A 26,031-nucleotide genomic window follows, 5' to 3' on the forward strand; every position below is an offset into this window, starting at 1 on the left:
GTTCCGGGGCCACGACGTCGTCGGGGGCGTAGCGCGGGGCGCCGCGTCACACGGTCTTCGCGGCGACGACCACGGTGTCGTTGCCCTTCTCCAGGCGGGTCGCGGACAGGAACGTGAACCCGGCCTTCTCCACCCACCCCCGGCACTCCGGCACGGTGTACTCCGAGCCGCCCGGCGTGATCAGCGCCACGTTCAGGCTGCCGATGAGGCTGCGCAGGTCAGGGGTGTCCTCGTCGAGCATCTGGTCGTAGACGACGACGGCGCCGCCCGGGGGAAGCGCGGCATGGGCGCGCTCCAGGAGTTCCTGCCGCAGGACCTCGGACCAGTCGTGGAGCACATGGCCGAAGACGAGGACGTCCGCCTCGGGCAGCGCGTCGGTGAAGAAGTCACCGGCGTGGAAGCGCACCCGGCCGGAGAGGCCGGTCTCCTTCATGTACTCGTCGAAGAACGGCTGCACGGCCGGGAGTTCGAAGACGCCGCCGCTCAAATGCGGGTGCCGCCGGACCAGATGCGCGGCCACGTTGCCGCGCGCGCCGCCCACGTCGACGAACGACGCGTACGCCGACCAGTCGACGGCGGCCGCCAACTGCGGCCCCACCACCTGGTTGTTGGCGTCCATGTGGACGAGGAAGGCGCGGGTCGCCGCCGGGTCGTCGTACAGCGTGGCGAAGGCGTCGCCGCCGACTCCCGCCTTGGGCGCGCCGTCCCGCAGTGCCTCCGTGAGCTGGCCCCAGGTGTGGTAGTGGCGCCGCGCCGCGGTCTTGATCCGAGCCCCCAGGTAGTGCGTGCCACCGGGCACCAGGAACTCCTGGGCCTGCGGCGCGTTGTGGTACTCGGCGCCTGCGCGGGTGAGCAGTCCGAGCGCGGTCACCGCGCCGAGGAAGTCCCGTACGAGCCGCGGGTGGAGCCCCAGGCGTCCGCGGATGCCGTCCTGGTCCAGGGGCCCTTCGGCGAGCAGCTCGAAGAGGCCCACCTCGACGGCGCTGTGCAGGATCCGGGCCTCCGCGTAGGAGGCGCTGAGCCGGGCGATCGCCGGGGCGTCGAGGGTCGGCGGGGTGCTGGTGTCGCTCCTGGTCATAGGTGTCCTCGTATCCCTTCTGGAATGCGGATGGGGGCCCGTGGGCGTCGCGGGCGTACGGTCGGCCGTGCCAGGGGCGTCAGGTCGTCAGGGACAGGCCGCCGTCGACGGTGATGACCTGACCCTGGATCCAGGCCGCGTCGGGGTGGCAGAGCAGGGAGACCGCCGCCGCGAGGTCCTCGGGGGTGGTGAGCCGCCCCGCCGGGGCGCGCCCGGTCGGCGCGGCGACCGCCCGCGCGGGCCCTGCGGTGTGCGGTCCCTTGTCGAGCCTCCCGGTGGCCACGGCGTTCACGGTGACGCCGAGCGGCGCGAACTCGACGGCGAGATACCGGACCAGACTCTCCAGGGCGGCCTTCGCCATGCCCTGTGCCGCATAGCCGGGCACGGCCAGCCGGGCGCCACTGCTGCTGACCGCGACGATCCGCCCGCACGGCCGCCCCGCCATCAGCTCGGCGAGCTCGGGCGCGGCGGCGAGCAGCGGTGTCGCGGCCAGCGCGAGCGCGTCCCGCGCGGCCCGCAGCCCGGTCTCCAGCGTCGCCTCGGGGCGCCATGCGGCGGCGGTGTGCACGTACACGTCCAGCGCGCCCCACCGCCGCCGCACCTCGTCGAGCACCCGGGTGACGCCGCCGGGCCGGGTCAGATCGGCGCGCAGCGCCCGCGCGCTTCCCGGCAGCCCGGAGAGCGCGTCGACGGCGTGCTTGGCGTCCCTGTCGTCGTGGCCGTACACCAGCAGAACGTCGACGCCGTCGGCGCACAGCTTGTGCGCGACGGCCAGGCCGACGCCTCGGGTACCGCCCGTCACCACTGCCTTGCCGCTCATGGCGAGCACATCCTTCCCGTCGTTGGGCACCGCGCCTTGCGGAGAGGATCGGCCCCGCTCGTCCACGCCCGGTCGAGGGACGCTCGCACGCCGGACCCCACCGGTGCTCCAACGCTCCTCGACGCCGGTCGCCGACGCTGACGGGGCTGCGGCCCGGACCGCGGCCGACGGGCAGTGAAGCGTTCCGAGGAGGAAGACATCCATGGACGGATCCAGGAGCGCGGTGACGCGTCGCGCGCAGGCCCCGTACGAGCCCTGGTTCGGAGAGATCGCCGACGGCGTGTACGCCTTCGTGCAACCGGACGGCGGGTGGTGCCTCAGCAACGCGGGCGTGCTGCCGGACGCCGACCACACGGTCGTGGTCGACACGGCGGCCACGATCAGCCGGGCCGCCGTGCTGCGCGGGCACACCGAACGGCTGCGCGGCGACGCGCGCCTGACGGTGGTCAACACCCACCAGCACGGCGACCACACCTTCGGCAACTGCCTCTTCGCCCCGGACGCCCTGTTCCTCGCGCACGCCACCGCGCGCACCGACATGGCACGCTCCGGCCTCGGGCTCACCCGGCTGTGGCCGGACGTCGGGTGGGGGCCGGTCCGCCTGACCCTGCCGCACGTCACGTACACGGACCGGCTGACCGTGCACCGGGCGGACGACGAGATCCAGCTGCTCCATCCGGGGCCCGCGCACACCCTCGGCGACACCGTCGTGTGGCTGCCCCGCCAGCGGGTGCTGTTCACCGGCGACATCGTGATGAACGGCGTCACGCCCTACTGCCTCATGGGCTCGGTCGCGGGCACGCTCGCCGCCCTGCGGGAGCTGCGCGCGCTGGGCGCGACGACCGTCGTCCCCGGTCACGGTCCGGTCTGCGGCCCCGAGGCCCTGGACACCTGCGCACGCTATCTGCGCTGGGTCCAGCGGCTGGCCGAGGACGGGATCTCGGCCGGGCTCACGCCCGTCGAGGTGGCTCGCGAGACACGCCTGGGGGAGTGGGCGGACCTCCTCGACACCGAGCGCCTCGTGCCCAATCTCGTACGGGCCTACGCGGAGGACCGGGGCGGGCACGTCGACGAGATGGCCGCGTTCGGGCAGATGCTGGAGTTCCACGGCGGGCTGCCCGCCTGCCACGCCTGACCCGTCGGCGTCCGGAGCGCGCCCCGCCCCCGCCGCCCGAGCTCTCAGGCCGCCGCGGGCCGCGACGTGTACAGGCGCGTGTAGTACCGGCCCGCCGCTTCGAAGCCCGTGGGGTCGGCGCCCGTGGCGGCGACCCGGGTGACGGCGTCGTGCTGCTCGGCGGGGCCGGTGAACAGCCGCTGCGGGTAGAGGCGGTCCGGGTCCGTCGTGGTGGTGAGGCCGTGCGCGGCGAGGCTCTCGGCGATGCGGTCGTAGGGCACCGTGCGCAGCACGAACGCGCTGACCCACAGGGGCAGCCGGATGTGGGCGAGGAGGGCGTCGAAGGTGCGGTGCGAGACGTAGCCGATGCCTCCGGTGACGGTGATCAGACCGACGCGGCCCAGGGCGCGGGCCAGTTCGGGGCTGGGCGGGACCCGCTCCAGGTTCTCCGCGTAGGCCTCGTCGAGCAGGCCGACGGCCAGGGCGTAGGCCGTGGCCTGCGCCGCCGTGTCGACGCCGATGATCCGCACCGCGTCCGGGCGGCGCCGCGCGGCGTAGAACTCCTTGTCGCGGTCCAGGAGTTCACCCGGTGTGAGCCGGTCCGCCGCCTCGTCGGTGTAGTGCGCGTACAGGTCGTCGAGCGTCAGGTCGTGGTTCAGGAGCGCCGCGTTGATGCCGTACGAGCAGCACAGGTCCAGGACCGTGACGCGCTCGCCGTCCGCGCCGGGCGGGCCCTCCTGCTCCCGCTCGGCGAGCGTGCGGCGGAAGACGCCCTGGGCGTGCTGCGGGATCTCGTAGGCGAAGGGCGCCAGGCGGCGGAAATACGCCCTCGGGTCGGGGCGGTCGTAGATGTCGTCGAAGCGGGTCTTGCCCGCCATCTCCGCCATCGCCGGTCCGGTGCCGTCGGGCGTCCTGCGTGCGCGCATGGGGTACCTCCGGGGCGTGAGTTCGGGTGTGCGGCAGTTGAAGCTCTACCCGACGCGTTTCCCGGCCCGGTAGACCGCGTGGCGGTTCCCGGCCAGGCCGACTCATTAGGCTGTGCCGGTGTTCACCTCCCAGGGACCCTCGCTCCGCGAACTGGCCGTGCAGGCGCTGTCCTCCACCGAGCACGGCTACGACCTGCTGGCTCCCCAGTTCGACCGCACGCCGTTCCGCACGCCCGACCGCATCCTGGACGCGACCGCCGACGCCCTGCGTCCACTTGGCCCGTTCCCGGCGGGTCTCGACGTGTGCTGCGGCACCGGGGCGGGCGTGCGGACGCTGCTGCCGCTGTGCCGGGAGCGGGTCACCGGCGTCGACTTCAGCGCCGGGATGCTGGCCGAGGCGCGGGCGGCTCTCGCCGCGCCGGATCCGGGACCGGCGGTGGACTGGGTGCGGGCCGACGCCCGCGCGCTGCCGTTCGCCGGAGCCTTCGACGTGGCCGTCAGCTTCGGGGCGTTCGGCCACTTCCTGCCGTCCGAGCGGCCCGGGCTCTTCGCCCAGGTGCACCGGGCGCTGCGCCCCGGCGGCCTGTTCGCCTTTCCCCTCGGCGCACCCCAGCCACTCACGTCACCATGGTACTGGGCCATGCTCGGCTTCGACGCGGCGATGCGGGTGCGCAACGCGCTGTGGCGGCCGCCCTTCGTCATGTACTACCGCACGTTTCCGCTGGCCGGGGTGCTGGCCGACCTGGAGCGCGCCGGGTTCGCGGTACGGCTGCTTCCGCTGGCGGAGTTCGGGCGCAGGGACGACGGCAGCCCGCGCTGGCGCCTGGTGGTGGCCCGCAAGGCGGGCGGCGCGCGGGAGGGGTGAGGCCTCAGGCGTCGGGGACCGTCACCTCCTCGTCGTACGCCGCCCGCGCCGCGAGCACCACGTCCATGTGCTCCTCCGCCCAGCCCTTGATCGCCCCCATCAGACCGGCCAGGCTCTCGCCGACCGGTGTGAGCGCGTAGCTGACGCGGACCGGCACGGCCGGGGTGACGGTGCGGCTCACCAGGCCGTCGCGCTCCAGGTTGCGGAGGGTCTGGGTGAGCATCTTCTGGCTGACGCCCGCGAGGCGGCGGGCCAGCTCGCTGTAGCGGTGCGGCCCGTCGGCCAGCGCCACGAGGGCGAGCGAGACCCACTTGTCGGCGATGCGGTCGAGGAGCTGGCGGGTGGGGCACTGCGCGACGAAGGCGTCGTACGCGGCCCGCGCCTCGGCGCGGCGCTGTGCGGCGGTCCGGGTGGTCACGGGGTCTCCTCCGGGTGACATAGGCACTCTGAAGTGCGTACTTCCCTGTGGAGAGCAACTCTCCCTACGTTGGGCGGCGAGGTCAACCGGCCGCCGGAGGGGCGGCGGGGCCGACGACGGAGGGACGGGGCGATGAGCGCGACGACGGTGATGCGGGCAGCGGTGGTGCGGGCGCCGGGCGGGCCGGAGGCCGTGGAGCTCGCGCGGGTGCCGGTGCCCGCACCGGGCCCCGGCCAGGTGCGGATCCGCGTGGCGGCGGCGGCCGTCAACCCCGTGGACCTGCTGACCCGCTCCGGCGCGCTCGTGGCGGCGGGGCGGATGGCGCCGCGCGCGATGACCGGCCTCGGCTGGGACGTGGCCGGGACGGTGGACGCGACGGGCCCGTCCGTAACCGCGTTCGCCGTGGGCGACGAGGTCATCGGCCTGCGCGACCTGCTGGACGCCTCCCTCGGGACGTACGCCGAGTACGTGGTCCTGGACGCGACGGCGGTGGCACCGGCGCCGGAGGGGCGGCCGTCGGTGGCGGCCGCGACCCTGCCGCTGAACGGGCTCACGGCCTGGCAGTCGCTCGCCGCCCTCGACCTGCCGCCCGGGGCGGCGCTGGTGGTGACGGGCGCGGCGGGGGCCGTCGGCGGATACGCCGTGGAGCTGGCGGCGCTGCGCGGCCTACGGGTGGTGGCGGTCGCGGGCGCGGCGGACGAGGGCCTGGTGCGGGGCTTCGGCGCCGAGTGGTTCGTGCCCCGGGACGTCCCGGACCTGGCGGCGGCGGTGCGGTCGGCCGTCCCGGGCGGCGCGGCCGGGGCCCTGGACGCGGCGGGTGTCGGGCTGCCCGCGCTCGCGGCCGTGCGGGGCGGCGGGGCGTTCGTTGCGGTGGCGGCGGACGCCCCGCCCGGCCTGCGGGGCATCCGCTCCCACAACCACTGGATCGCGGCGGACGGCGCCGCCCTGGGACAGCTGTCCGCCCTGGCGGCGGCGGGCCGCCTCACGCTGCGCGTGGCCGACACGCTGCCCCTGGCCCGCGCGGCCGAGGCCCACACCCGCCTCGCCGCAGGGGGCCTGCGCGGCCGTCTCGTCCTGGTGCCCGGAGCCTAGACCCGCGTCCCGAAGGCCCGCCGGTACGCCTGCGGGCTGACCCCCGCGACCCGCTTGAAGCGGTCGCGGAACGCCGTCGGCGAGCCGAAGCCGACCTGCGCGGCGATGCGTTCCACCGGGTGGGCGGTGGTCTCCAGGAGGTGCTGGGCCCGGCGCACCCGCGCCCGGTGCAGCCACTGCAGCGGCGTCGTGCCGGTCTGCTCACGGAAGCGGCGCAGCAAGGTGCGGCTGCTCAGGCCCGCGTGCGCGGCGATGTCGTCGAGGGTCAGCTCGCGGGCCGCGTTCTCGTCGAGCCAGGCGAGCAGCGGTTCCAGGGCCTGGCCGCAGGGGCGCGCGGGGGGCTGGTTGACGATGAACTGGGCCTGGCCGCCCTCGCGTTCCAGCGGCATCACGGAGGCCCGCGCGGCGTCGGCGGCGACCGCCGAGCCGTAGTCGCGCCGGATCATGTGCAGACACAGGTCCATCCCGGCGGCCGCGCCCGCGGAGGTGAGGATCTGGCCGTTGTCCACGTACAGGACGTCCGGATCGACGTCGATGTCCGGGTAGGCCGCGGCGAGTTGGTCCGCCGCGTACCAGTGCGTGGTGGCCCGCAGCCCCTTGAGCAGCCCGGCCTGGGCGAGCACGAACGTGCCGACGCAGACCGAGGCGATCCGGGTGCCCGCGCGGGCCGCCTCGCGCAGCGCGTCCAGGACGTCCTCGCGCACCGGCACCGAGGGGTCGTGCACGCCCGGCACGATCACCGTGTCGGCGTCGGCGAGCGCGCTCAGGTCGTAGGGCGCCCGCAGCGCGAACGCGCCGCCCGCGTCGACCTCCTCCTCGGCCGCGCACACCCGCACCCGGTAGCCGGGGCGCTCGCCGGGCAGCCGGGTGCGGGCGAAGGCGTCGATGGGCATCGCCAGGTCGGAGGGGATGACGTCGTCCAGGGCGAGGACCGCGACCGTGTGCATGGCGGCAACGTACGGCACCACCGGCATCCCGCCAAGCCCGGAAGCCGTCCGCGCACAGCGCCCGACCAGGCCTTCCCCGACCCGCGCACGGCATCGGGCCACCCCGATGCCGTGCTGGCGATATCCCGTTGAAAGCTGTCATTCCAGCCACTGTCGAGGCGCGTGACGCCCTGGCTAGCCTCGGCGGTGCCCGAGCCCCTCAGCACGGATCCCTCACCACGGAACGGAACCCCGGCATGCGCGTGCAGGCAGTACTCTTCGACGGCTTCGACCCGCTGGACGTCCTCGGCCCGCTGGAGGTCCTGTACGCGGGCGGGCACGCCACCGACGGCGCGCTCACCGTGGAACTGGTCTCGGCGGAGGGGCCCCGCTCCGTCCCCAGCGGCCTGGCGTCGATCGCCCTCAGGGCCACGGCGAAGCTCGATCCCTCCCGTGCCGACCTGGTGCTCCTGCCGGGCGCCGCCGGGGCGACCGAGCAGCGCGACCCCGACGACGACAGCATCCCCGCCCGGCTCGGGCGCACGCTCCGCACCGACCTGCCCGGGCTCCTCGGCGACGCCCTGGCCCGCCCCGGCGTGACCGTGGCCAGCGTCTGCGGCGGCTCGCTGCTCCTGGCCCTGGCCGGGCTCATCGAGGGCCGCCCCGCCACCGGGCACCACGCCGCCCTGGACGGCATGGCCGGGCTCGGCGTGCGCACCGTCCGGGCCCGCGTCGTCGACGACGGCGACCTGGTCACGGGCGGCGGCGTCACCTCGGGCCTCGACCTTGGCCTGTACCTCCTTGAGCGGGAGTTCGGGCCGCGCGTCGCCCACGCCGTCGAGGAGCTCTTCGCGTACGAGCGCCGCGGCGTGGTCTGGAGTGACACCGGCACCGCGCCCGTCGCGATCTGAGGCCCCGTCCCGCCGCCCACCCGAGAGACCCTGATGTCGAAACTCTTCCTCACCCTGCACGTGCTCGCGGCCATCGTCGCCGTGGGCCCCGTCACCGTCGCCGCCAGCATGTTCCCCAGGGTCCTGCGCGAGGCCCTGGCCGCCCCCGACGACCCGCGGCCCGTCACCACGCTGCGCACCCTGCACCGCATCAGCCGCGTCTACGGAGGCCTCGGCATCGCCGTGGTGGCCTTCGGCTTCGCCACCGCGAGCAGCATGGACGTCCTGGGCAGCCCGTGGCTGATCACGTCGATCGGCCTGACCTTCCTGGCGGCCCTGATCCTGATGCTGCTGGTCCTGCCCCGGCAGGAGGCGGCCCTGGCGGCGGTGACCGGGCCGGGGCCCGATGCCGCCTCCCGCGCCGAGGACGGCACGGCCCACGAGCCCGACGGCGCGGTCGCGGTACGGCCCGACGCGCGGGCCAGTGCTCAACTCGCCATGTTCACCGGGATCTTCAACATCCTGTGGGCGACCGTCACCATCCTGATGATCGTCCGCCCGGGCTCCACGACGGGAGCCTGACACCCCCGCCCCTCAGGCCAGCAGCCGGGCCCGCCGGGCGGACACGGCGTGGGCGAAGCCGTCCCCCGCCGCCCAGCGGGCCACCTCGCTCACGGCGAGGTCGGTCAGGCGCCGCCACTCGTTGCCCTGCGACCCGGCGAGGTGCGGGGTGAGCAGCACGTTCTCGCAGTCCCACAGCGGATGTCCGGGAGGCAGCACGTCGGGGTCCGTGACGTCGAGCACGGCCCGGATCCGCCCCGCCGCCACGGCCTCGGTGAGCGCGTCCTGGTCGACGACGGCGCCGCGCGCGGTGTTGATGAGCACCGCGTCCCGGCGCAGGGCGGCGATGAGGTCCCGGCCGACGAGCCCGCGCGTCTCGGGCAGCAGCGGCGTGTGCACGCTCACGACGTCGCTCTCCTCGAAGAGCTCCCGCAGGCCCACGCCGCGCACGCCGAGAGCGGCCGCCTGTGCCGCGTCGACGTACGGGTCGTGCAGCAGGACCCGCAGGTCGTACGGGCGCAGCAGCTCGATGACGCGCCTGCCGACGTGCGAGGCGGACAGGATCCCCACGGTGCGGCCGTGGTTGCCAAGCGTGCGGGGCGTGCGCAACGGGTCGTCGGGGCGGCGCGCGGCGGTGTAGGCGCGGGCCCGCTCCAGGACCCGCTTGCCCGCCAGCAGGATCATCGCGACCGTGTACTCGGCGACCGGCAGGGCGTTGGCGGCGGCCGCCGACGACACCTGCACGCCGCGCTCCCAGCAGGCGTCCGTGACGTGCCCCCGCACCGAGCCCGCCGTGTGCACGACGGCCCGCAGGCCGGGCGCGGCGGCGAGCGCGGCCGCGTCGAGCGGCGGGCAGCCCCACCCGGTGACGAGCACCTCGATGCGGCCGAGGACGGCCCGGGCCGCCGCCGTGCCGAAGTCGTCGAGCAGCGGTGGGTACGTCAGGTCGCAGACGGCGTCGAGCGCGGCGAGCGCCTGGTCGTCGAGGAGGGCGGTGGCGGCGTCGCGCGCCATGGCGAGCGCGGCACGCGGCCGGGATGCGGGGCGGGGCTGCGGCGTGGTCATGGGCCTCAGGTATACGGGGCGCGGCCCGCGCGGCGCAGCAGGAGGCCGGGCGGCTCCGGGCGCGCCGGGCTCAGTCGTCCGCGCTCGGGACGCCGAGCCTGACCCGGTAGCCGCCGTCCGGGGTGGGGCCCGCGTGGAAGGTGCCGTGCAGCAGGTCCGCGCGCTCGCGCAGGCCGATGAGGCCCTGCTGGGAGCCGGGCAGGGGCAGCGAAGGCCGGGTGGGCGGGGTGTTGGTGACCGTGACGCCGAACTCCTCGCCGTCGTCCCACAGGTGGACGCGGGCGCGGGCTCCGGGCGCGTGCTTGCGCACGTTGGTGAGCGCCTCCTGCACGGTGCGGTACAGGGCGCGCTGCGCGGGCGTCGCGATGTCCGGCGGCAGCGCGCCGGTCAGCTCCGCCTCGATGCCGCTGGAGCCGACCAGGGTCCGCAGGTCGGCCAGGGTGGGCTGGGGCGTGAGCTCGGTGGCCCGGCCGCCGGAGGCGCGCAGCAGCGTGACCATGTGCCGCAGCTCGTCGAGGGTGTTGACGCTCAGGGAGCGGATCGTGCGGGCCGCCTCCCGCGAGTCGGCGTCCTTGGCGGCGACCTGCCAGGCGCCCGCCCGCACGGCGATCAGCGACACCTGGTGCGAGACGACGTCGTGCATCTCGCGGGCCAGCTGCGCGCGCTCCTGGGCGAGCACGGCCTGCGCGTGCAGCGCCCGCTCGTGCTCGCGCGCCTGCTCGATCTCGGCCAGGCGGCGCGACAGGTCCCGGCGCGCCTGGGTGAGCTGGCCGAGCAGCACGGGGGCGGCCGCGGTCGTCAGCGTGTAGACGAAGTAGATCAGGGTCCAGGCCTGGTCGCCGGAGGTGAGCGCGCTCGGCGGCCACGGGAAGGCGGACGCGGCCGCCGACAGGATCGCGCACATCGCGAGGAGCCTGCGGTCCCGCGTCCGGTCGGCCAGCGTGAACAGGGCGGCGAACGGCGGCACCGTGAGCTCCACCAGCACGCTGGCGGGCAGCGTGAGCAGCACGACGGCGAGCGGGAACCGCCGCCGGAGAAGCAGCGCGAGACAGGCCACCGTCGCCGCGGTCAGCGCCCCCGGGGTCTCGTCGTAGCCGTCGGTGGTGAAGCCAAGGTCGATCACCGCGCAGAGGAAGACGACCAGGTCGACGAGGTACGGCGGCACCCGCCGCGGCCGCTTGGCCCACAGCGCCGCGAGGGTTCCCGGGCGGCGCGCCGCGGGCGGCGACGCCTGCCGGTCGCTCACCGGGGCTCCTCCGCGCGGCCTCCCGCGTCCAGGAGCCCGGCGCGCTCGGCGAGCAGGGCCGCCTGGACCCGGCTGGTGACGCGGAGCTTGGTCAGGATGGCGCTCACGTGGTCCTTGACGGTGCCCGCGCTGAGGTGCAGGCGGGTGCCGATGTCGGCGTTGGTCAGGCCCTCGGCGATGAGGACGAGGACGTCGCGCTCGCGGCCGGTGAGGCGCTCCACGCGGGCCCGGTCCGCACCGGAGGCGGCGGAGCCGCCGGGCCCGGGGTGGGCGCGCAGCATGGACCGCGACGCCTTGGGCGACATCACCACGCCGCCCGCCGCGAGGGTGCGCACGAGCTGCGCGAGCTGGTCGGGCTCGGTGTCCTTGAGCAGGAACCCGGCCGCCCCTGAGCGCAGCGCGGTCACGATGTACTCGTCGGTGTCGAAGGTCGTCAGCATCGCCACGGCCGGGGCCTCGGGCAGCGACCGCAGCTCCCTGAGGACGGTCAGGCCGTCGACGTCGGGCATGCGGATGTCGAGCAGCACGACGTCGGGGCGCTCGCGCCGCACGGTGTCCACGGCGTCGCCCCCGGCGGCGGTCGCGACGACGCGCAGGTCGTCGGCCGCGTTGAGGATGAGTTCGAACCCGGACCGCACCAGGGCCTCGTCGTCGACCACCACTACCCGGATCACGCCTGCCGCCTCGCCCTCGTCGTCCCGCGGACGCCCGCCCGCGAGGGGGAGCGCCCTCGTGATCGTCCCCGTACGACTCTAGGCGGCGGTGCCGGTGGCGCGCGGGGGCGGTCCCGTACGGCAGCCACCCGGCGTGGGGGTTCCAGCCGTTCGGGGGGAGGGGCGGGCCGGGCGGCGGAGCGGCGGCGGACGACTGCCGGATACCGCGCGCGCGACCCGCCGCGAAGGCTGACCGGCATGACACAGAACGCAGGGGCCACGGCCCCGGCACCGGCCGCGCCGCCGGTGGCCGAGGCGCGGTCGACCGGCCGTCTCATAGGCGTCGACCTCGCCCGTGGCCTCGCCGTCTTCGGCATGTACGCGGCCCATGTGGGGCCCGACCCCGCGACGGCGGGCGGGGTGCGGGGGTTCCTCATGGAGCTGGCGCACGGCCGGTCGTCCGCGCTCTTCGCGTTCCTCGCGGGCTTCTCCGTCGTCCTGATGACCGGGCGCCGGGCGCCCAGGACCGGCCGCGCGGGCCGCCAGGCCGTGGCGAAGGTCGCCCTGCGCGCCGTCGTCCTCCTGGTGCTCGGCACCGCGCTCACCATGAGCGGCACCCCGGTCGAGGTGATCCTCGCCTTCTACGGCCTGTACTTCCTGCTCGTCCTGCCGCTGTACCGCCTCTCGGCGCGCACGCTCGCCGAGATCGCCGTGGTGGCGGCGCTCGTGCTGCCGCAGCTCCTGTTCCTGATCGTGCGAGCGGTGTCCTACGACGGTGCCCTCGGCGGCGGCTCCACGGGCCCTCTGGCCTGGCCCCGCACCGGCGACGGCCTGGTCTCGCTGCTGTTCACCGGCTCCTACCCGGCCCTGTCCTGGCTGCCCTTCGTCATCGCGGGGATGGCCGTGGCGCGGCTCGACCTGGCGGACACGGCCGTCCGCGTCCGCCTGGCCGCCACCGGCGCGGGCCTGGCCGTGCTCGGCTACGGCGGGTCCTGGTTCGCCCTGCACCACCTGCCCGGCGTGGCGCGGGCCCTGAGCCGGGCGGGCTTCCCAGCCGACGGGACCGGCACGGCGTGGTGGTCCGACGTCGCGGGCTGGCCCGAGGAGGACACCTGGGGCTGGCTGTTCGTCGCCGCGCCGCACAGCGAGACGACCCTGTCCATCGTGGCGAACACCGGGGTCGCTCTCACCGTGCTCGCCCTGTGCCTGCTCGCCGTCGACGCGCTGCCGCGCTTCAAGCGCCTGGCGGGGCCGGTGATCGCGGTCGGCAGCATGTCGCTGACCGCGTACGTCCTGCACATCGTCGCCATCCGCTTCCTCGGCGGCGACGAACTGCCGCAGTCGACGCTCGTGCTGCTCGGGTTCGTCGTGGGCAGCTGCGCGTTCGCGGCGCTGTGGACGCGGTTCTTCCGGCGCGGCCCGCTGGAGGCGCTGCTCCAGCGTGCGACCAAGGTCGCGGACCGCGTCCCGTGACCGGTCCTCACGACCCCCGCCGAACGGCGGGGGTCGCTCCCGCCGTTCGGCGCCCCGGATTCAACCCCCGGCGGGACGCCTCGGACCCCGCCCGGGCGGGAGGGTGTAGGAACCACGGACATCTCGGACGACACCATGCCTAAGGCCCCACACGTGATCTAACCGCCGGAGCGCGCCCCAGCGCTCGCCCCCTACGCCACCCCCTCGCATCGAAGCCCACGGGACAGCCCCCTCATGAAGATCACCTTCCTGCTCTACAACGCGTACGGCATCGGCGGCACCATCCGCGCGACGGCGAACCTCGCCACCGCGCTCGCCGAGCGCCACGAGGTCGAGGTCGTCTCGTACTACCGCACCGCCCAGACCCCGAGCCTGCCCTTCGGGCCCGGCGTCACCCTGCGCCCCCTGGTCGACCTGCGCCCGGGCTCCCGGCACTACGACGGCCGCGACCCGGCCCAGCGCGCGTCCGGCACCGTGTGCCCGCACGACCTGATGTACAAGGGCAAGACGCCGCCCAGCAGGCTCGGCGAGACGCGGCTGGCCGAGCACCTGCGCCGCTCCGACGCGGACGTCGTCATCGCGACCCGCCCCTACCTGGTGTGCTTCCTCGCCGAGCACGGCCGTGCCGACCAGCTGCGCATCGGCCAGGAGCACGTCACCCACGACTTCCACCGCGCGGGTCTGCGCCGCGACCAGGACGCCGCGATCGCGCGCCTCGACGCGTTCGTGACCGTCTCGCACGGCGACGAGCGCGCCTACCGCGCGGCCCTGCCCGACGTCCCCACGCGGCTCACCCACATCCCGAACTGCATCCCCGCCCCCGAGGCCGAGGCCTCCCGCGGCGACACCAGGACGGTCGTCGCGGCGGGCCGCCTGGTGCCCGTCAAGCGCTACGACCGCCTGATCGGCGCGTTCGCCAAGGTCGCGGCCCAGCACCCGGACTGGACCCTGCGGATCTACGGACAGGGCCGCGAGAAGGAGAAGCTGCGCCACCGCATCCACGAACTCGGCCTGCACGACCACGTGTTCCTGATGGACGCCCGCACGTCCATCGACACGGAGTGGGCCAAGGGCGCCGTCGCGGCCGTCTCCAGCTCCACCGAGTCGTTCGGGATGACGATCGTGGAGGCCATGCGCCTGGGCGTGCCGGTGGTCAGCACGGACTGCGACTTCGGGCCGCGCGAGATCATCACGCACGGCGAGGACGGACTGCTGGTCCCGGCGGACGGCCCGGACGCCGCCGTCGAGGAGGGCATCGCCGACGCGCTGTGCCGCCTCATCGAGAACGACACCGAGCGCTTCCGCATGGCCCAGGCCGCGATCCGCTCGGCCCGCCGCTTCCTGCCGGACCACACGGCCGCCCAGTACGAGGCGCTGATCGCCGAGCTGCGGCCCGGCGCGGCGGCCTCCCGCCGCTCCCGGATCCGCGCCGCGCGCACGGCCGCGGCCCGCACGCCCCGCCAGCGCGTGGGCGCGCTCGCCGAGCGCCTCGGCGTGGCCGCCTGGCTCGGCAAGTCGCTGCCGCCCGTCGCCGTCGGCTGCCGCGTCGCTCCCGACGGCTCCCTCTACTTCCGCGTGCCCGTGGCGGAACTCACCCACGGGGACTGGCAGTTGGTGCTCAGGCCGCGCGCGGGCACCGAGGACGACACGGTACGCCTGCCGTTCCGGATCACCGCCGACGACACCGAGCCGTACGTCAAGCTCCTGCTCCACCGCAGCGGCCGCCCCATGGCCGAGGGCTACTGGAACGTCCACCTCCAGCAGGGGCGCAAGGGCCGGGTGCGGCGGGCGCGGGCGGGACTCGTGGAGACCGGCAGGCTGCTCGCGCCGACCGTGCCCCCGCACCCCTCCGGCGCGGGCTTCGCCACCGCCGTGCCGTACCGCACCCAGGACGGCAACCTCTCCCTGCGCACCTGGAGCAGGGCGGCCCACGCCGAACTGGAGTCGCTCGCCGTGGACCCGGACGCGATCACCCTCACCGGCACGGTGCACGGCACGGCGGCACGCGGCCACCACTACCGCCTCAGGGCCCGGCTGCGCGGCGGCGACGCCACGTTCGAGACCCGCTGCACGGTCGACGAGGCGGGCTGCTTCACCGCCCGGGTCCCGCTGGCGGACCCGGCCGCGCAGCACCCCGGCGGCGAGGCGATCTGGGACCTGGGCCTCGAACCGTACGACGAGCAGGGCGACGTCATCCGGCTCGCGCGGCTGCGCGGCGACGTCATCGAGCGGCGCCGCACCGACGTCTTCCCGAGCGCGCGGCCCGCCACCGCCGACGGCGCCCTGGAGCTGCGCCCGTACCTGACGTCCCACAACGACCTGGCCCTGAAGGCGGTGCCGGATCCCGTGGCACCCGCGCGGGAGTCCGTCGTATGATCGGGGGCGTACCGCATCGCATGGCGGCCTCCTCGACCACCACGGCCCCGACCGGCCCGCACAGTGAGGTCCGCGCATGCCCGCGCTTCAGGTACGCCCCTTCCACCGCGACGACCGCGACCAGCTCACGGAGCTGGTGAACGCCCATGTGGCCGCCGTCGTCCCCGGCGTCACCGTCTCCGTGAACACCGTCCTCGGCCAGTTGGCGCGCAGGCCCGACGAGTTCATCGTCGACCCCTGGGTCGCCGAGCGCGTGACGCTCGTCGCCGAACAGCGCTCGTACGTCGTGGCCGCCGCGCACCTGCTGCGCTACCGCGCCGACGCAGAGGTCGGCCCGGACTACCGGGACATGGGTGTCATCGACTGGTTCGTGGCGCGCCCGGCCGCCTCGTTCTGGCCGGACGCGGACACGGCCGCCGAGCTGCTGATGAGCGCCTGCCTGGCCCAACTGGCCCGCTGGGGCGTGCGCGTGCGGGAGGCCGACGGCGCCCTGCCCGCGCCCGCCGTGTACGGCCTGCCCCGGACCTGGCCGCACATCCGCGCCGTCTACGAGCGCGCCGGGTTCCGGCACACCGGGCACACGGAGGTCGTCCTCATCGCCGCGGTGCCCGACCTGCCGGCGCCCCCGGCCCCGGTGGACGGCCTGGCCGTCCGCCGCACCCTCGGCGAGTGCGGCACCCGCCTCACCGCGCACCTGGACGGCCGCGACCTCGGCTTCATCGAGGTCGACACCGCCCTCGGCCGCCCCGAGCGCCAGGCCCGCAACGGCTCCCTCGCCGACATCGGCAACCTCCACACCGAGCCGGGCCACGGCGTCGAAGCCCTGCCCGCCCTGCTCCTCGGCGAGGCCGCCCGGTGGCTGCGCCTGGCCGGAGCCGACCGCCTCCTGGCCTACGAGTCCGCCGACGACCCCGAGGGCCTCGCGCTCCTGAAGGACCTGGGCTTCACGGAACTGGTCCGCACGGACCGGGGCTGGCGGCACCAGGGCTAGCTAGCCCTCGACACCGGTCGAGGTGTGGGCCGAACCCACCGGCTTGGACTCCGGTGAGCCGCGCTGGCGCAGATAGACGGAGAAGATCGCCATCGATCCCACGGCGAGCAGCTCGGACTGCCAGTTCTGCAGGGTGCGGTCCCAGAAGTCGGCGGCCGTCAGATACGCGGACCAGCTGATCGGGGCCTGGAGCTCCCGCAGGTGCTCCTCGTTGTAGGCGGCCACCCCCGTGACGGACTGCGCCAGCCAGGAGAGCAGGAACAGCGAGCACATCACGATGCCGAGGGACCGGGAGTACCAGGCCTGGCGGATGCCGCCGACGGACGCCAGGCGCGGCGAGTCGGCCTTCGCGTACCGGCCGACCTTCTGCTCCCGGTCCGTCTCCGGGCCCGCCTTGTCCAGCTCCTTGGACTCCGGCGAGCCGCGCTGGAGCAGCCACACCGTGCCGAAGATGTAGAGGAAGAACTGGAGGTACTCGGACTGCCAGTTCTCCGTCACGTCCACCGCGAAGTCGGAGGTGAGCAGATAGCCGCCGAGGCCCACCGGGTGCAGTTCCTCGGCGACGAGACGGTTGTTGAACTCGGCGTGCCCGGCGACCGCCTGCCCCGCGAGGGCGAGGAGGAACCCGGCCCCGAACGCCAGCGTCAGGCCGTTGTGGCGCAGAAACCGCAGCACTCGCTTCACCGTTGCGTCAACCCCAGCACCATGCAGTAGGCGAGCCCACCGAGCACCACCACCAGATACAGCGTGAACAACGTCCGCACGCGTCAACCACCCTTGACCAGACACTGATACGGCTTCCCGGACCGGGGCACGCAGCCCGCGGCCGTGACCTTCCAGCCGCCCGGGAACGAGGAGAGGAAGAGCGTGTCGCGCCGGGTCACCACCCGTGCCTGGCCGCCGTACACCTCGACGGAGCGCACCGGGCCCGTCGGCGGAAGCCCCGCCTGCGGCAGCGCCCGGACGCACGGCTGCTCCGCGGACCGCTCCAGTTCGTCGCGGGTCCCGGGCGCGAGGGCCGCGCAGCCGCGCACCGCGTCCGAGGTCCGCAGGCTCGTCCCGAACCGGGCCGCGGCGGCGCCCGCCGCGTCCTCGCGCTCGGTGAGCGAGCCACAGGACGTCAGCGTGCAGAGCAGCACCCCCGCCAGGACCCTCGCACCGCTCCCACGCACCAGACCCGCTCCCTTGCTCGGCCCGCCGGTCCCGGCGCCGCCTCCCGGTCGGGGGCGCACGGGTGCGAGCACTCCGACGATGCCGTGCGCGGTCGCGACGAGCGGACGCCGGACGTCCGACACGCGGGGGCGCGCCCGATCGGGCCGCGGCCGATCGGCCGCCCCTGATTCACCGGGACCGTGCCGGGCACCCGTGCACTCCGATCGCGAAGCCGGACCGGGTGGCATCCGCCCGCTCCGGTGGTGGCGGTGTCCCATCCGGCGGAGGGTGGAGCGGAACGGCTCGCGCCGCTGTGCCGCGCCCTCGTCGCCGGACACGAACTGCCAGGAGGTTCCGTTGTTCGACCACACTCTGCCGCTGCTCGTCCAGGGCTACGCGTGGCTGCCCGACCTGAGCCGCCGCCGGGGCCCGGGCCCGGTGCGCACCCGGCTGCTCGGCAAACCGGCCGTCGCGCTGCGGGGACCGGCCGCCGTCCGGTTCTTCTACGACGAGGACCATGTGCGGCGGCGGTCCGCCCTGCCCGAACCGGTGCTCAGCACGCTCTTCGGGGAGGGCGCCGTGCACACCCTCGACGGGGCGGACCACCGGGCGCGCAAGGCCCTGTTCGTGTCGCTCCTGAAGGACGCGCCGGGCGTGGCCGCCCTCGCGGGCCAGGTGGCCGAGGAGTGGGAGCGTGCGCGCGAGGAGTGGGCACGCGGCTCCGAGGTGACGCTGTTCGACGAGGTCGGCGTCCTCATCACCCGGGCCGTGTGCGCCTGGGCGGGCATCCCCCTGGGAGCGCCGTGGGACGACGAGCCCCGGCGGACCGCGGCCGACCTGGTCGCGATGGTCGACGGATTCGCCACCGCGGGGCCGCGCCACCTGCGGGCCCGGCGCGCCCGGCGACGCCAGGAGGCGCGCCTCGCCCGGCTGGTCGAGGCCACCCGGGCGGCGACCTCCGGAGGGCTCTCCGCCGGGGAGGACCCCGGTCGGCGGCCGTCCGCGCTGCACGCCGTCGCGGCGCACCGCGACGCCGACGGCCAGCCGCTCGACCCGCGCACGGCCGCCGTGGAACTCCTCAACGTCATCCGCCCCACCACCGCCATCACCTGGTACACCGTGTTCGGCGCCCACGCCCTGCACCGGAATCCGGAGCTGCGCGTGCCGCTCGCCAAGGGAGGCGAGGAGTACGCCCGGGCCTTCGCCCACGAAGTGCGGCGCTTCTACCCGTTCGCGCCCTTCGTCGCCGGGCTCGCCCCGAAGGACGTGGAGTGGCACGGCGAGCCGATCGCCGAGGGCACCCTGGTCCTGCTCGACCTCTACGGGCAGAACCACGATCCTGACCTGTGGCAGGCGCCGTACGCCTTCGACCCCGAGCGGTTCACGGGCCGCGAGCCCGGCCGCGACGAACTCGTCCCGCAGGGCGGCGGGGACGCCGCCACCGGCCACCGCTGCCCGGGGGAGGACGTCACCCTCGCGGTGCTCGGCACCCTGCTGCCCCGCCTCGCCCGGCTCGACTACCGCGTCCCCGACCAGGACCTGCGGATCCCGCTGCGCCGGGTGCCGACCCGGCCCCGCAGCGGCTTCGTCATCACGGACGTGCGCTGACGCGCCATCCCAGGGAGGACCGCCATGACGCACCACCACCACGACCACCGGCGCCCGTCCGGGCAGCCCGCGGAGACGGCCGCCGAAGAGGTCTTCGAGGAGGCCGAGGAAGCGGCCACGCGTGACCCCGGGGAGGAGCGGGACCGCGCCAAGGACGGCGAGGCCGGTGACGCGCTCACCCCGAACCCCGAGGCCCAGGACGACGCCCACCGCGACGACGACCGCGGCGGCGGGGCATAGCGCCCCTGTCCGCAGGCCGTCGCGCGGTCAGGCGTCGACGAGCCGCAGCGTCTCGATCCCGTCCCAGCCGCGCGCGGCGAGCCGGTCCCGCAGGCCCAGTTCGGGGGCGGCGCGGATGACCAGGCACTGGGGCGGGCGGAGGTGGCGGCCGAGGGCGACGAGGATCTCCAGGGCGCTGTTGGCGAAGTAGCGGACGCCGGTGAGGTCGAGGGTGATCTCCTGCGCGTCCTTGCTCTGTTCGGTGAGGGCGACGGCCAGCGGCCCTCGGTGGGCGCTGACGACTTCGCCGAACAGGCGGACGCCCGCGAAGGTGCCCGCGGGCATCATGACGAGGAGGTCGTCGGCGAAGTAGCCGCGCATGAGGAGTCCTGGATGCCGGGCACCTCGCGGGGGAGCCGCCGACGGGGGGAGGGCTTCGCGTGCGACCCCTCGCGCGGTGCCGAAGAAGCGGGTGCAGAGTCCCGCTGGACACAGCCGCTGGCGGAGGGAGCCTCGCTCCAGGCCCGAGAGGTCGCCGGAGGGCCGCCGCCGCGCTGACGGTGACGGACGCTCCACGGACTGATCGCAGCGTACTCCCGCACGTCACTCTGGGGGAGGGCGGGAACGCACGGAGTGGCCGCACGCCCCTGCCTCGCGCGCGGCCCGTCCGCCTCGACCGTCGCCCCGTGCGCGGGAGAACGCGGGGGGGGGGGGGACGGGAGTGGCCCACCGGCTGACCTGGGCTCCGCGCCCCGGCGGCACCGGTGTTGAGGGACGGGTGTCCCCCGCGGCGATCGTTACACCCCGGTGTGCGTACGCCGCCTGACGCAGTCACCCGTACGTGCGGGACGAGCCCGCGCACGCGGTCTGGCGTCCTGGGTACTCAGCCGAACTGGACCGAGCGCTTGGAGAGGCCGAGCCAGGTGCCCTCGATGACGCTGCGCTGCGTGCGCAGGTCGTCCACGGCGGTGCCGAGCGTGACCGCGAGCGGGACGAAGTGCTCCTCGCGGGGGTGGGCGTAGCGGGCGCCGGGGGCCTTGTGCGCGAAGTCCAGGAGCGCGTCCACGTCCCCGGCCGCCAGGGTGCGCCGGCCCCAGTCGTCGAACTCGGCCAGGACGGCGGGCACCTCGTTCTCGGGGTTGATGGCCCGGAGGTTGTGCGTGAAGTGCCCGCTGCCGACGATCAGGACGCCCTCGTCGCGCAGCGGCGCGAGCTTGCGGCCGATCTCCATCAGCTTGAGCGGGTCCAGGGTCGGCAGGCTCACCTGGAGCACCGGCACGTCGGCGTCGGGGTACATCTCCCGCAGCGGTACGTACGCGCCGTGGTCGAGGCCGCGGTCTGGCAGGTCCTGCACCGGTGTGCCCGGGCCGCGCAGCAGCTTGCGGACCTGCTCGGCGAGCTCGGGGGCGCCGGGGGCGGCGTACTGGACGCCGTAGTAGTGCTCGGGGAAGCCCCAGAAGTCGTAGACGAGCGGCACGGCGGTGGTGGCGCCGAGGGCGAGCGGGGCCTCCTCCCAGTGGGCGGAGACCATCAGGATCGCCGTCGGGCGCGGCAGCTCGGCGCCCCAGCGGGCCAGCTCGCCCGGCCAGACGGGGTCCTCGGCGAGGGTGGGGGCGCCGTGGCTGAGGAAGAGGGACGGCATGCGCTCCGGGACTGCGGTGGTCATGGGTCGGCTCCTTGCGGTGGGGCGCGCCCGGCGGGCGGTCGGGTTCGCGGCGGCGGATCACGTGAGTTCAAATTTGAACCACCCCTCGACCGTACTCGACGGTTCGAATTTGAACAACAGGCGTAGTCTGGGGCCATGCCCAAGACCCACTGGCTCGACGACGACGAGATGGCCGCCTGGCAGGCCTTCCTGACCGCGGGCGCGCTGCTCAACCGCCGCATCGAGGAGCAGCTCAAGGACGAGTCCGGCCTGTCCCACCTCCAGTACGAGGTGCTCGTGCGGCTCTCCGCCGCCGAGGGCGGTGCGCTGCGCATGACCGAACTCGCCGCGGTGGTCGTCACGAGCAAGAGCGGGCTGACCTATCAGATCACCCAGCTGGAGAAGGCGGGCCTGGTGCGCCGCCGCTCCTGCGCCGACGACGTGCGCGGTGTGTACGCGGTCCTCACCGACGAGGGCCGCCGCCGTCTTGAGGCCGCCGCCCCCGGCCATGTCGACGTGGTCCGGGGCCACCTCATCGACGTGCTCACGCCCGGCCAGCTCACCGCCCTGAAGGAGGGCCTCGGCGAGGTCGCGCGGCGCCTCGGCGCGGCGTGAGGGGCGGGCGACGACCGCGGCGCGCCCGGGGAGGCGCTCAGGCGGCGGCGACCGTGATGTGGCGCTCCGGGCCGGGTGACTCCAGCTCGTCGACCACCGCCACCGCCAGGTCCTCCGCGCTGATCCACGAGCGGCCGTCGGCGCCGGTGAGCAGGGTGTCGGTGCCGCGCCGGTAGCGGCCCGTGCGGGCGCCGGGTTCGAGCAGCGCCGGCGGGCTCAGATAGACCCAGTCGCCTCCGGGGTGGTCCTGGCAGGTGCGCAGCTGGGCCACCCCGGCGGCGGCGACGGCCGTCACCGCCGCGGGCACGTACGCCGGATCGTCGGCGACCAGCAGATCCGCCGCGCCCGGGCTGCGCAGCGCCCCCGCGCCCCCGACCACGAGGACGCGGACGCCGAGCCGCGCGGCGCTGTCGAGGACCGTCCGGGTGGCCCCGACCAGGAACTCCTGGTCGACCGGCAGGGTCCGCAGGGTCACCACGACCGCGTCCGCGCCGGAGCCCGCGAGGGCCGCGTGCAGGGACTCGGGGTCGCGGGCGTCGACGCCGACCGGCGTCACGTGCGGCGCGTCGCCCGCGGGCCGCCGGGACAGGGCGAGCACGCGGTGCCCGCGGGCACCGGCCTCGGCGATCACCCGGCTGCCCACCATCCCGGTGGCGCCCAGCACGGCGATCGTCATGCCCGCCCTTCCTTCCTCCGGCGCCTCCGCCATGGCCGTCTTCACCGAGGTGTTCATCGCGTCCGCTCTCCTTGCGTCAGGTCTTGCGTTACGTGGCTGGGGGGTGTGGGGCCGCGGTGCCGCAGCCGTGGGGGAGTGAGCTGGGTGGCCAGCAGGGCCGCGAGGGCGAGCACGAAGCCGAGGCCCTGCGGCAGGTTCAGGGACTCGCCGAGCGCGAGGCCGACGACGGTGGCGACCAGCGGCGAAAGGAGCACCAGCGGCGCGGACGCGCCGACCGGCAGCTTGCCGATGCCCCGGAACCACAGCGTGAACGAGACGATCCCGCCCATGCCGCCGAGCCACAGATAGCCGCTCACGGCAGCGCCGTCGACCCCGTGCGGCACCCCCTCGACCAGGAGTGTGAGAGGGAGCAACAGCAGCCCGCCCGCCGTCAGTTGCCAGCCCGCGAGGGCCAGCGGGCCGACGCCCGCGGGGCGGCCCCAGCGCTTGGTGAGGACGATCCCGCCCGCCATGCCCGCCGTACCACCGAGGGCGGCCAGGACGCCGACGGCGTCCAGGCGGGCCTGCGGGCCGAGCACGACGAGCCCGACACCGAGCACACCGAGCCCGCCCCAGGTCCACTGCCAGGCCGTCGGCCGTTCGCGGAGCACCGCGATGGAAAGACCGGCGACCAGCAGCGGCTGGGTGGCGCCGAGGGTGGCCGCCACCCCGCCGGGGAGCCGCTCGGCCGCCAGGAACAACAGGGGGAACAGCGCGCCGATGTTGAGCGCGCCCACGACGGCCGCCTTCCACCACCAGTCCCCGCGCGGCAGGACCCGGGTGAGCGCGAGGGCGAGCAGCCCCGCGGGCAGGGCGCGCACGAGCCCGGCGAACAGCGGCTGCCCGGGCGGCAGCAGCTCCGTGGTCACCGCGTACGTGGTGCCCCAGGAGGCGGGAGCGAGTGCGGTCAGCGCGACGGTCGCCACGCGTGGCGCCGCGGGGGCCCGCGAAGGGGCCGGTGACCGCTCGGTCGGTGTCGTCATGCTCGGCATACGAGGAGTCTCGGCCGCACCCCGTCATGGCTCCAAAGCATGGTTGTCATCGCAGCTATGAACGAGGACCATGATCGAGTGGATCTCCAGCAGATGCGGTACGTCGTCGCCCTCGCCGAAACCCGTAACTTCACGCGCGCCGCGGAGCGCTGCTCCGTGGTGCAGTCGTCCCTCAGCCACCGGATCGCGAGCCTGGAACGGGAGCTGGGGGTCAAGCTGTTCGCCCGGTCCAGCCGCCGCACCGAACCGACCAGCGCAGGGGAGGCGTTCCTCGTCGGCGCGCGCGAGGCCCTGGCCGCCGCCGAGCGCGCGGCCGCCGACGCCGCGGCCGCGTCGGGCGTGGTGCGCGGGCGGCTCGCCGTCGGCGTGATCGTGACCACGGCGGCCGTCGACGTGGCCGAACTGCTCCAGCGCTACCGCGCCCGGCACCCGGACGTCCGGGTCTTCCTGCGGGGCGGCCGCAGCGACGCGCTGACGGCCGCGGTCCGCGACGGCGACCTGGACATCGCCTTCCTCGGCCTGCCGGAGGGCGATCTGCCCTCCGGCGTGGAGTCCCTCGTCCTCGACCGCGACGAGCACGTGCTCGTCGTGCCCGCCGGGCACCGCCTCGCGGGCGCCGACCGGGTCACGCTGCGGGAGATCGCGGGGGAGACGTTCGTGGACTTCGCGGCCGGGTCGCCCGCCCGGGCCCAGTCCGATCAGGCGTTCGCGGCGGCGGGCCTGGTCCGTGACGTGGCGTACGAGGCCCAGGTCGCCCTGATGACCGGCCTCATCGCGCGCGGGCTCGGGGTCGCGCTGCTGCCGTCGGCGTTCATCCGCCCGCAGGCCGCCGCGGACCCCGGGCTCGCCCTCGTCCCGGTGGTCGACGGGCCGCGGCGCGTGGAGTACCTGGTGTGGAGCCGCTTCAACCCCAGCCCCGCCACCCGGGCCCTGCTCGCCGTCCTCGGCGTCAACGGGCAGCGGGCGGCGACGTCCTGACGAGCGGTCCGCCTTGCGGCCACGAGCCGCGCGGTCATGCGCGGGACTGTACCCAAAGGGGCGCCCCCTGCCCACTTCTTGCGCAAGCTTGCGCAACCCGCGGAAGGCACAGCACGTACAGAAGGCACCGAAAGCGCTGAGGTGCCCGCCGTGTCTGGACCGCAACCCGCAGGACACGCGGCGGTAACGATCGTCATCTCTTGCAGAAAATCTCCGCAAGGCCTTTCGGGACGTTTTCAAGCCTGTTACGTTCCTGCCAACCCGGCGCCGCGTCGAGTGCGGCCAGCAGGAGGCCCCCCTTTCGCCTCCCCTCGTTCCGGGTCCAGTTGAAGGAGTTCACATGCGGCGTGGCATAGCGGCCACCGCGGTGGTCGCCGCCCTGACGATGACAGCGGCGGCCTGCGGCGGCGACGACGGCGACAACGGGAAGAAGAGCGGCGGCAAGCTGTCCGGCACCGTCACGTTCTGGGACACCTCGAACGACGCCGAGAAGGCGACGTACGAGAAGCTCGCCAAGGGCTTCGAGGACCTGCACCCGGGCGTCGAGGTCAAGTACGTCAACGTCCCGTTCGGCGAGGCCAACGCCAAGTTCAAGAACGCCGCGGGCGGCAACTCCGGCGCCCCCGACGTGATGCGCACCGAGGTCGCCTGGGTCGCCGACTTCGCCAACCTCGGCTACCTGGCCCCGCTGGAGGGCACCGCCGCGCTCGACAAGCCCGACGACTACCTGCCGCAGGCCGCCGCGAGCACCAAGTTCAAGGGCAAGACGTACGCGGCCCCGCAGACCATCGACACCCTCGCGCTCTTCTACAACAAGAAGATGCTCAAGGCCGCGGGCGTCGAGGTCCCCAAGACGTTCGACGACGTGAAGGCCGCCGCCAAGAAGATCAAGTCGAAGTCCGGCAAGACCGGGCTCTACCTGCGCGGCGACGACCCGTACTTCTACCTGCCCTACCTCTACGGCGAGGGCGGCGACCTCCTGGACACCAAGAAGAAGGAGATCACCGTCGACGACGCCGAGGGCGCCAAGGCCTTCGAGGTCATGAAGGACCTGGTCGACTCCAAGGCCGCCGTGACCGACGCGAGCGACGGCTACAACAACCAGCTCAACGCCTTCAAGGACGGCGACGTCGCCATGGCCCTCGACGGCCCCTGGTCCATCGAGGGCGCCCTCCAGGGCAAGCAGTTCAAGGGCGACAAGGCCAACCTCGGCGTCGCCCCGGTGCCCGGCGGCAGCGCCCGCCAGGCCTCGCCGCAGGGTGGCTGGAACCTCGCCGCCTACGCGGGCTCCAAGAACCTGGACGCCTCCTACGAGTTCATCAAGTACATGAGCTCCGCGAAGGTCCAGCGGCAGACCACCGAGAAGCTCAGCCTGCTGCCGACGCGCACCTCCGTCTACGACGTCAAGTCCGTCAAGGACAACCAGATGGTGCAGTTCTTCAAGCCCGCCGTCGACAAGTCCGTCCAGCGCCCCTGGATCCCCGAGGCCAACTCGCTGTTCGAGCCGATCCGCCTGCAGATGCAGAAGGTGCTCAGCGGCAAGACCTCGCCCGAAGACGGCGCCAAGGGCATCGGCGACGCCTACCGCAAGCTCCTCAAGGACTACAAGTAGC

At 74.7% G+C, this 26,031-nt stretch carries 27 protein-coding genes; 13 read left to right on the plus strand and 14 right to left on the minus strand.

Annotation, left to right across the window (positions count from 1 at the left end; genetic code table 11):
* Positions 1–46: 46 nt before the first annotated feature.
* Together ACIG3E_RS26260 and ACIG3E_RS26265 are read right to left on the minus strand one after the other, a co-directional pair.
* On the minus strand, positions 47–1,078 hold the full coding sequence (locus tag ACIG3E_RS26260; RefSeq protein WP_399621074.1) for a methyltransferase: 1,032 nt from the start codon (positions 1,076–1,078) through the stop codon (positions 47–49).
* 79 nt (positions 1,079–1,157) lie between these two features.
* Complete coding sequence (locus ACIG3E_RS26265; protein WP_399621076.1) at positions 1,158–1,898, minus strand: SDR family oxidoreductase; 741 nt, start codon at positions 1,896–1,898, stop codon at positions 1,158–1,160.
* 202 nt (positions 1,899–2,100) lie between these two features.
* Here ACIG3E_RS26265 and ACIG3E_RS26270 point away from each other — a divergent pair, with 202 nt between their 5' ends.
* Positions 2,101–3,033, plus strand: coding sequence for an MBL fold metallo-hydrolase (locus ACIG3E_RS26270; RefSeq protein ID WP_399621078.1), 933 nt, complete (start codon positions 2,101–2,103; stop codon positions 3,031–3,033).
* 44 nt (positions 3,034–3,077) lie between these two features.
* Here the strand turns inward: ACIG3E_RS26270 and ACIG3E_RS26275 are convergent, their stop codons facing one another.
* Positions 3,078–3,938, minus strand: a complete 861-nt coding sequence (locus ACIG3E_RS26275; RefSeq protein WP_399621080.1) for a hypothetical protein — start codon at positions 3,936–3,938, stop codon at positions 3,078–3,080.
* Between the two features lie 118 nt (positions 3,939–4,056).
* Here ACIG3E_RS26275 and ACIG3E_RS26280 point away from each other — a divergent pair, with 118 nt between their 5' ends.
* Positions 4,057–4,803 (plus strand): class I SAM-dependent methyltransferase, encoded by a 747-nt coding sequence (locus tag ACIG3E_RS26280; RefSeq protein WP_399621082.1) that lies wholly within the window; start codon positions 4,057–4,059, stop codon positions 4,801–4,803.
* 4 nt (positions 4,804–4,807) lie between these two features.
* Here ACIG3E_RS26280 and ACIG3E_RS26285 read toward each other — a convergent pair whose 3' ends face one another.
* Positions 4,808–5,221, minus strand: a complete 414-nt coding sequence (locus ACIG3E_RS26285) for a winged helix-turn-helix transcriptional regulator (protein WP_399621084.1) — start codon at positions 5,219–5,221, stop codon at positions 4,808–4,810.
* A 132-nt stretch (positions 5,222–5,353) separates the two neighbouring features.
* On the opposite strand from ACIG3E_RS26285, the gene ACIG3E_RS26290 reads away from it, so the two are divergent.
* Positions 5,354–6,313, plus strand: coding sequence for an NADP-dependent oxidoreductase (locus tag ACIG3E_RS26290; RefSeq protein ID WP_399621085.1), 960 nt, complete (start codon positions 5,354–5,356; stop codon positions 6,311–6,313).
* Here ACIG3E_RS26290 and ACIG3E_RS26295 read toward each other — a convergent pair.
* Positions 6,310–7,260 carry a GlxA family transcriptional regulator gene (locus ACIG3E_RS26295; RefSeq protein WP_399621087.1) on the minus strand — a complete coding sequence of 317 codons (951 nt, stop codon included), beginning with the start codon at positions 7,258–7,260 and terminating at the stop codon, positions 6,310–6,312. The genes ACIG3E_RS26290 and ACIG3E_RS26295 overlap by 4 nt on opposite strands.
* A 236-nt stretch (positions 7,261–7,496) precedes the next feature.
* On the opposite strand from ACIG3E_RS26295, the gene ACIG3E_RS26300 reads away from it, so the two are divergent.
* Complete coding sequence (locus ACIG3E_RS26300) at positions 7,497–8,150, plus strand: DJ-1/PfpI family protein (RefSeq protein WP_399621088.1); 654 nt, start codon at positions 7,497–7,499, stop codon at positions 8,148–8,150.
* A 33-nt stretch (positions 8,151–8,183) separates the two neighbouring features.
* Positions 8,184–8,711: a hypothetical protein gene (locus ACIG3E_RS26305; RefSeq protein WP_399621090.1), complete on the plus strand. Its 528-nt coding sequence runs from the start codon at positions 8,184–8,186 to the stop codon at positions 8,709–8,711.
* A gap of 12 nt (positions 8,712–8,723) precedes the next feature.
* On the opposite strand, the gene ACIG3E_RS26310 is transcribed toward ACIG3E_RS26305, so the two are convergent.
* From ACIG3E_RS26310 to ACIG3E_RS26320, 3 genes are all read right to left on the minus strand, one after another.
* On the minus strand, positions 8,724–9,755 hold the full coding sequence (locus ACIG3E_RS26310) for a hydroxyacid dehydrogenase (RefSeq protein ID WP_399621092.1): 1,032 nt from the start codon (positions 9,753–9,755) through the stop codon (positions 8,724–8,726).
* A 70-nt stretch (positions 9,756–9,825) separates the two neighbouring features.
* Entirely contained in the window at positions 9,826–10,878 is a 1,053-nt protein-coding gene (locus tag ACIG3E_RS26315) for a sensor histidine kinase (protein ID WP_399621440.1), read from the minus strand.
* A 119-nt stretch (positions 10,879–10,997) separates the two neighbouring features.
* On the minus strand, positions 10,998–11,663 hold the full coding sequence (locus ACIG3E_RS26320) for a response regulator transcription factor (protein ID WP_138966131.1): 666 nt from the start codon (positions 11,661–11,663) through the stop codon (positions 10,998–11,000).
* Positions 11,664–11,912: 249 nt separating this feature from the next.
* Here ACIG3E_RS26320 and ACIG3E_RS26325 point away from each other — a divergent pair, with 249 nt between their 5' ends.
* The 3 genes from ACIG3E_RS26325 to ACIG3E_RS26335 all read left to right on the plus strand — a co-directional run bounded on the left by ACIG3E_RS26325 (position 11,913) and on the right by ACIG3E_RS26335 (position 16,494).
* Positions 11,913–13,127 (plus strand): DUF418 domain-containing protein, encoded by a 1,215-nt coding sequence (locus tag ACIG3E_RS26325; RefSeq protein ID WP_399621094.1) that lies wholly within the window; start codon positions 11,913–11,915, stop codon positions 13,125–13,127.
* Positions 13,128–13,361: 234 nt separating this feature from the next.
* Positions 13,362–15,503, plus strand: a complete 2,142-nt coding sequence (locus ACIG3E_RS26330) for a glycosyltransferase (RefSeq protein ID WP_399621096.1) — start codon at positions 13,362–13,364, stop codon at positions 15,501–15,503.
* Positions 15,504–15,579: 76 nt separating this feature from the next.
* Positions 15,580–16,494, plus strand: a complete 915-nt coding sequence (locus ACIG3E_RS26335; RefSeq protein WP_399621098.1) for an N-acetyltransferase — start codon at positions 15,580–15,582, stop codon at positions 16,492–16,494.
* Here the strand turns inward: ACIG3E_RS26335 and ACIG3E_RS26340 are convergent, their stop codons facing one another.
* Both ACIG3E_RS26340 and ACIG3E_RS26345 read right to left on the minus strand, forming a co-directional pair.
* Complete coding sequence (locus ACIG3E_RS26340; protein WP_399621100.1) at positions 16,495–17,178, minus strand: DUF6766 family protein; 684 nt, start codon at positions 17,176–17,178, stop codon at positions 16,495–16,497.
* A gap of 83 nt (positions 17,179–17,261) precedes the next feature.
* On the minus strand, positions 17,262–17,666 hold the full coding sequence (locus tag ACIG3E_RS26345) for a hypothetical protein (RefSeq protein WP_399621102.1): 405 nt from the start codon (positions 17,664–17,666) through the stop codon (positions 17,262–17,264).
* A 337-nt stretch (positions 17,667–18,003) separates the two neighbouring features.
* On the opposite strand from ACIG3E_RS26345, the gene ACIG3E_RS26350 reads away from it, so the two are divergent.
* Together ACIG3E_RS26350 and ACIG3E_RS26355 are read left to right on the plus strand one after the other, a co-directional pair.
* Positions 18,004–19,254 carry a cytochrome P450 gene (locus ACIG3E_RS26350; RefSeq protein ID WP_399621104.1) on the plus strand — a complete coding sequence of 417 codons (1,251 nt, stop codon included), beginning with the start codon at positions 18,004–18,006 and terminating at the stop codon, positions 19,252–19,254.
* 24 nt (positions 19,255–19,278) lie between these two features.
* The gene (locus tag ACIG3E_RS26355; RefSeq protein ID WP_399621106.1) at positions 19,279–19,494 is read left to right on the plus strand and encodes a hypothetical protein; all 216 of its coding nucleotides are present in this window, start codon (positions 19,279–19,281) and stop codon (positions 19,492–19,494) included.
* Between the two features lie 27 nt (positions 19,495–19,521).
* Here ACIG3E_RS26355 and ACIG3E_RS26360 read toward each other — a convergent pair whose 3' ends face one another.
* Together ACIG3E_RS26360 and ACIG3E_RS26365 are read right to left on the minus strand one after the other, a co-directional pair.
* Entirely contained in the window at positions 19,522–19,854 is a 333-nt protein-coding gene (locus ACIG3E_RS26360; protein ID WP_399621109.1) for a hypothetical protein, read from the minus strand.
* Positions 19,855–20,356: 502 nt separating this feature from the next.
* The gene (locus tag ACIG3E_RS26365) at positions 20,357–21,139 is read right to left on the minus strand and encodes a dioxygenase (RefSeq protein ID WP_399621111.1); all 783 of its coding nucleotides are present in this window, start codon (positions 21,137–21,139) and stop codon (positions 20,357–20,359) included.
* Positions 21,140–21,274: 135 nt separating this feature from the next.
* Here ACIG3E_RS26365 and ACIG3E_RS26370 point away from each other — a divergent pair, with 135 nt between their 5' ends.
* A complete protein-coding gene (locus ACIG3E_RS26370) occupies positions 21,275–21,733 on the plus strand; it encodes a MarR family winged helix-turn-helix transcriptional regulator (RefSeq protein ID WP_399621113.1) in 459 nt (152 codons plus the stop codon).
* A gap of 37 nt (positions 21,734–21,770) precedes the next feature.
* Here ACIG3E_RS26370 and ACIG3E_RS26375 read toward each other — a convergent pair whose 3' ends face one another.
* Together ACIG3E_RS26375 and ACIG3E_RS26380 are read right to left on the minus strand one after the other, a co-directional pair.
* Complete coding sequence (locus ACIG3E_RS26375) at positions 21,771–22,409, minus strand: NAD(P)-dependent oxidoreductase (protein ID WP_399621444.1); 639 nt, start codon at positions 22,407–22,409, stop codon at positions 21,771–21,773.
* A 53-nt stretch (positions 22,410–22,462) separates the two neighbouring features.
* Entirely contained in the window at positions 22,463–23,431 is a 969-nt protein-coding gene (locus tag ACIG3E_RS26380; RefSeq protein WP_399621115.1) for an EamA family transporter, read from the minus strand.
* Positions 23,432–23,518: 87 nt separating this feature from the next.
* Between ACIG3E_RS26380 and ACIG3E_RS26385 the strand changes: the two genes are divergently transcribed.
* Complete coding sequence (locus ACIG3E_RS26385) at positions 23,519–24,418, plus strand: LysR family transcriptional regulator (protein WP_399621116.1); 900 nt, start codon at positions 23,519–23,521, stop codon at positions 24,416–24,418.
* 340 nt (positions 24,419–24,758) lie between these two features.
* Positions 24,759–26,030, plus strand: a complete 1,272-nt coding sequence (locus ACIG3E_RS26390) for an extracellular solute-binding protein (RefSeq protein WP_399621118.1) — start codon at positions 24,759–24,761, stop codon at positions 26,028–26,030.
* Position 26,031: the final 1 nt, after the last annotated feature.

It is taken from the genome of Streptomyces sp. NPDC053474 (genome assembly GCF_044544845.1).
Taxonomy (GTDB): Bacteria; Actinomycetota; Actinomycetes; order Streptomycetales; family Streptomycetaceae; genus Streptomyces.

Coding starts and splice junctions, on each gene's coding strand:
- ACIG3E_RS26260 (WP_399621074.1), bottom strand. CDS start 1,078: ATGACCAGGAGCGACACCAGCACCCCGCCGACCCTCGACGCCCCGGCG.
- ACIG3E_RS26265 (WP_399621076.1), bottom strand. CDS start 1,898: ATGAGCGGCAAGGCAGTGGTGACGGGCGGTACCCGAGGCGTCGGCCTG.
- ACIG3E_RS26270 (WP_399621078.1), top strand. CDS start 2,101: ATGGACGGATCCAGGAGCGCGGTGACGCGTCGCGCGCAGGCCCCGTAC.
- ACIG3E_RS26275 (WP_399621080.1), bottom strand. CDS start 3,938: ATGCGCGCACGCAGGACGCCCGACGGCACCGGACCGGCGATGGCGGAG.
- ACIG3E_RS26290 (WP_399621085.1), top strand. CDS start 5,354: ATGAGCGCGACGACGGTGATGCGGGCAGCGGTGGTGCGGGCGCCGGGC.
- ACIG3E_RS26295 (WP_399621087.1), bottom strand. CDS start 7,260: ATGCACACGGTCGCGGTCCTCGCCCTGGACGACGTCATCCCCTCCGAC.
- ACIG3E_RS26300 (WP_399621088.1), top strand. CDS start 7,497: ATGCGCGTGCAGGCAGTACTCTTCGACGGCTTCGACCCGCTGGACGTC.
- ACIG3E_RS26305 (WP_399621090.1), top strand. CDS start 8,184: ATGTCGAAACTCTTCCTCACCCTGCACGTGCTCGCGGCCATCGTCGCC.
- ACIG3E_RS26310 (WP_399621092.1), bottom strand. CDS start 9,755: ATGACCACGCCGCAGCCCCGCCCCGCATCCCGGCCGCGTGCCGCGCTC.
- ACIG3E_RS26325 (WP_399621094.1), top strand. CDS start 11,913: ATGACACAGAACGCAGGGGCCACGGCCCCGGCACCGGCCGCGCCGCCG.
- ACIG3E_RS26330 (WP_399621096.1), top strand. CDS start 13,362: ATGAAGATCACCTTCCTGCTCTACAACGCGTACGGCATCGGCGGCACC.
- ACIG3E_RS26335 (WP_399621098.1), top strand. CDS start 15,580: ATGCCCGCGCTTCAGGTACGCCCCTTCCACCGCGACGACCGCGACCAG.
- ACIG3E_RS26355 (WP_399621106.1), top strand. CDS start 19,279: ATGACGCACCACCACCACGACCACCGGCGCCCGTCCGGGCAGCCCGCG.
- ACIG3E_RS26360 (WP_399621109.1), bottom strand. CDS start 19,854: ATGCGCGGCTACTTCGCCGACGACCTCCTCGTCATGATGCCCGCGGGC.
- ACIG3E_RS26365 (WP_399621111.1), bottom strand. CDS start 21,139: ATGACCACCGCAGTCCCGGAGCGCATGCCGTCCCTCTTCCTCAGCCAC.
- ACIG3E_RS26370 (WP_399621113.1), top strand. CDS start 21,275: ATGCCCAAGACCCACTGGCTCGACGACGACGAGATGGCCGCCTGGCAG.
- ACIG3E_RS26375 (WP_399621444.1), bottom strand. CDS start 22,409: ATGACGATCGCCGTGCTGGGCGCCACCGGGATGGTGGGCAGCCGGGTG.
- ACIG3E_RS26380 (WP_399621115.1), bottom strand. CDS start 23,431: ATGACGACACCGACCGAGCGGTCACCGGCCCCTTCGCGGGCCCCCGCG.
- ACIG3E_RS26390 (WP_399621118.1), top strand. CDS start 24,759: ATGCGGCGTGGCATAGCGGCCACCGCGGTGGTCGCCGCCCTGACGATG.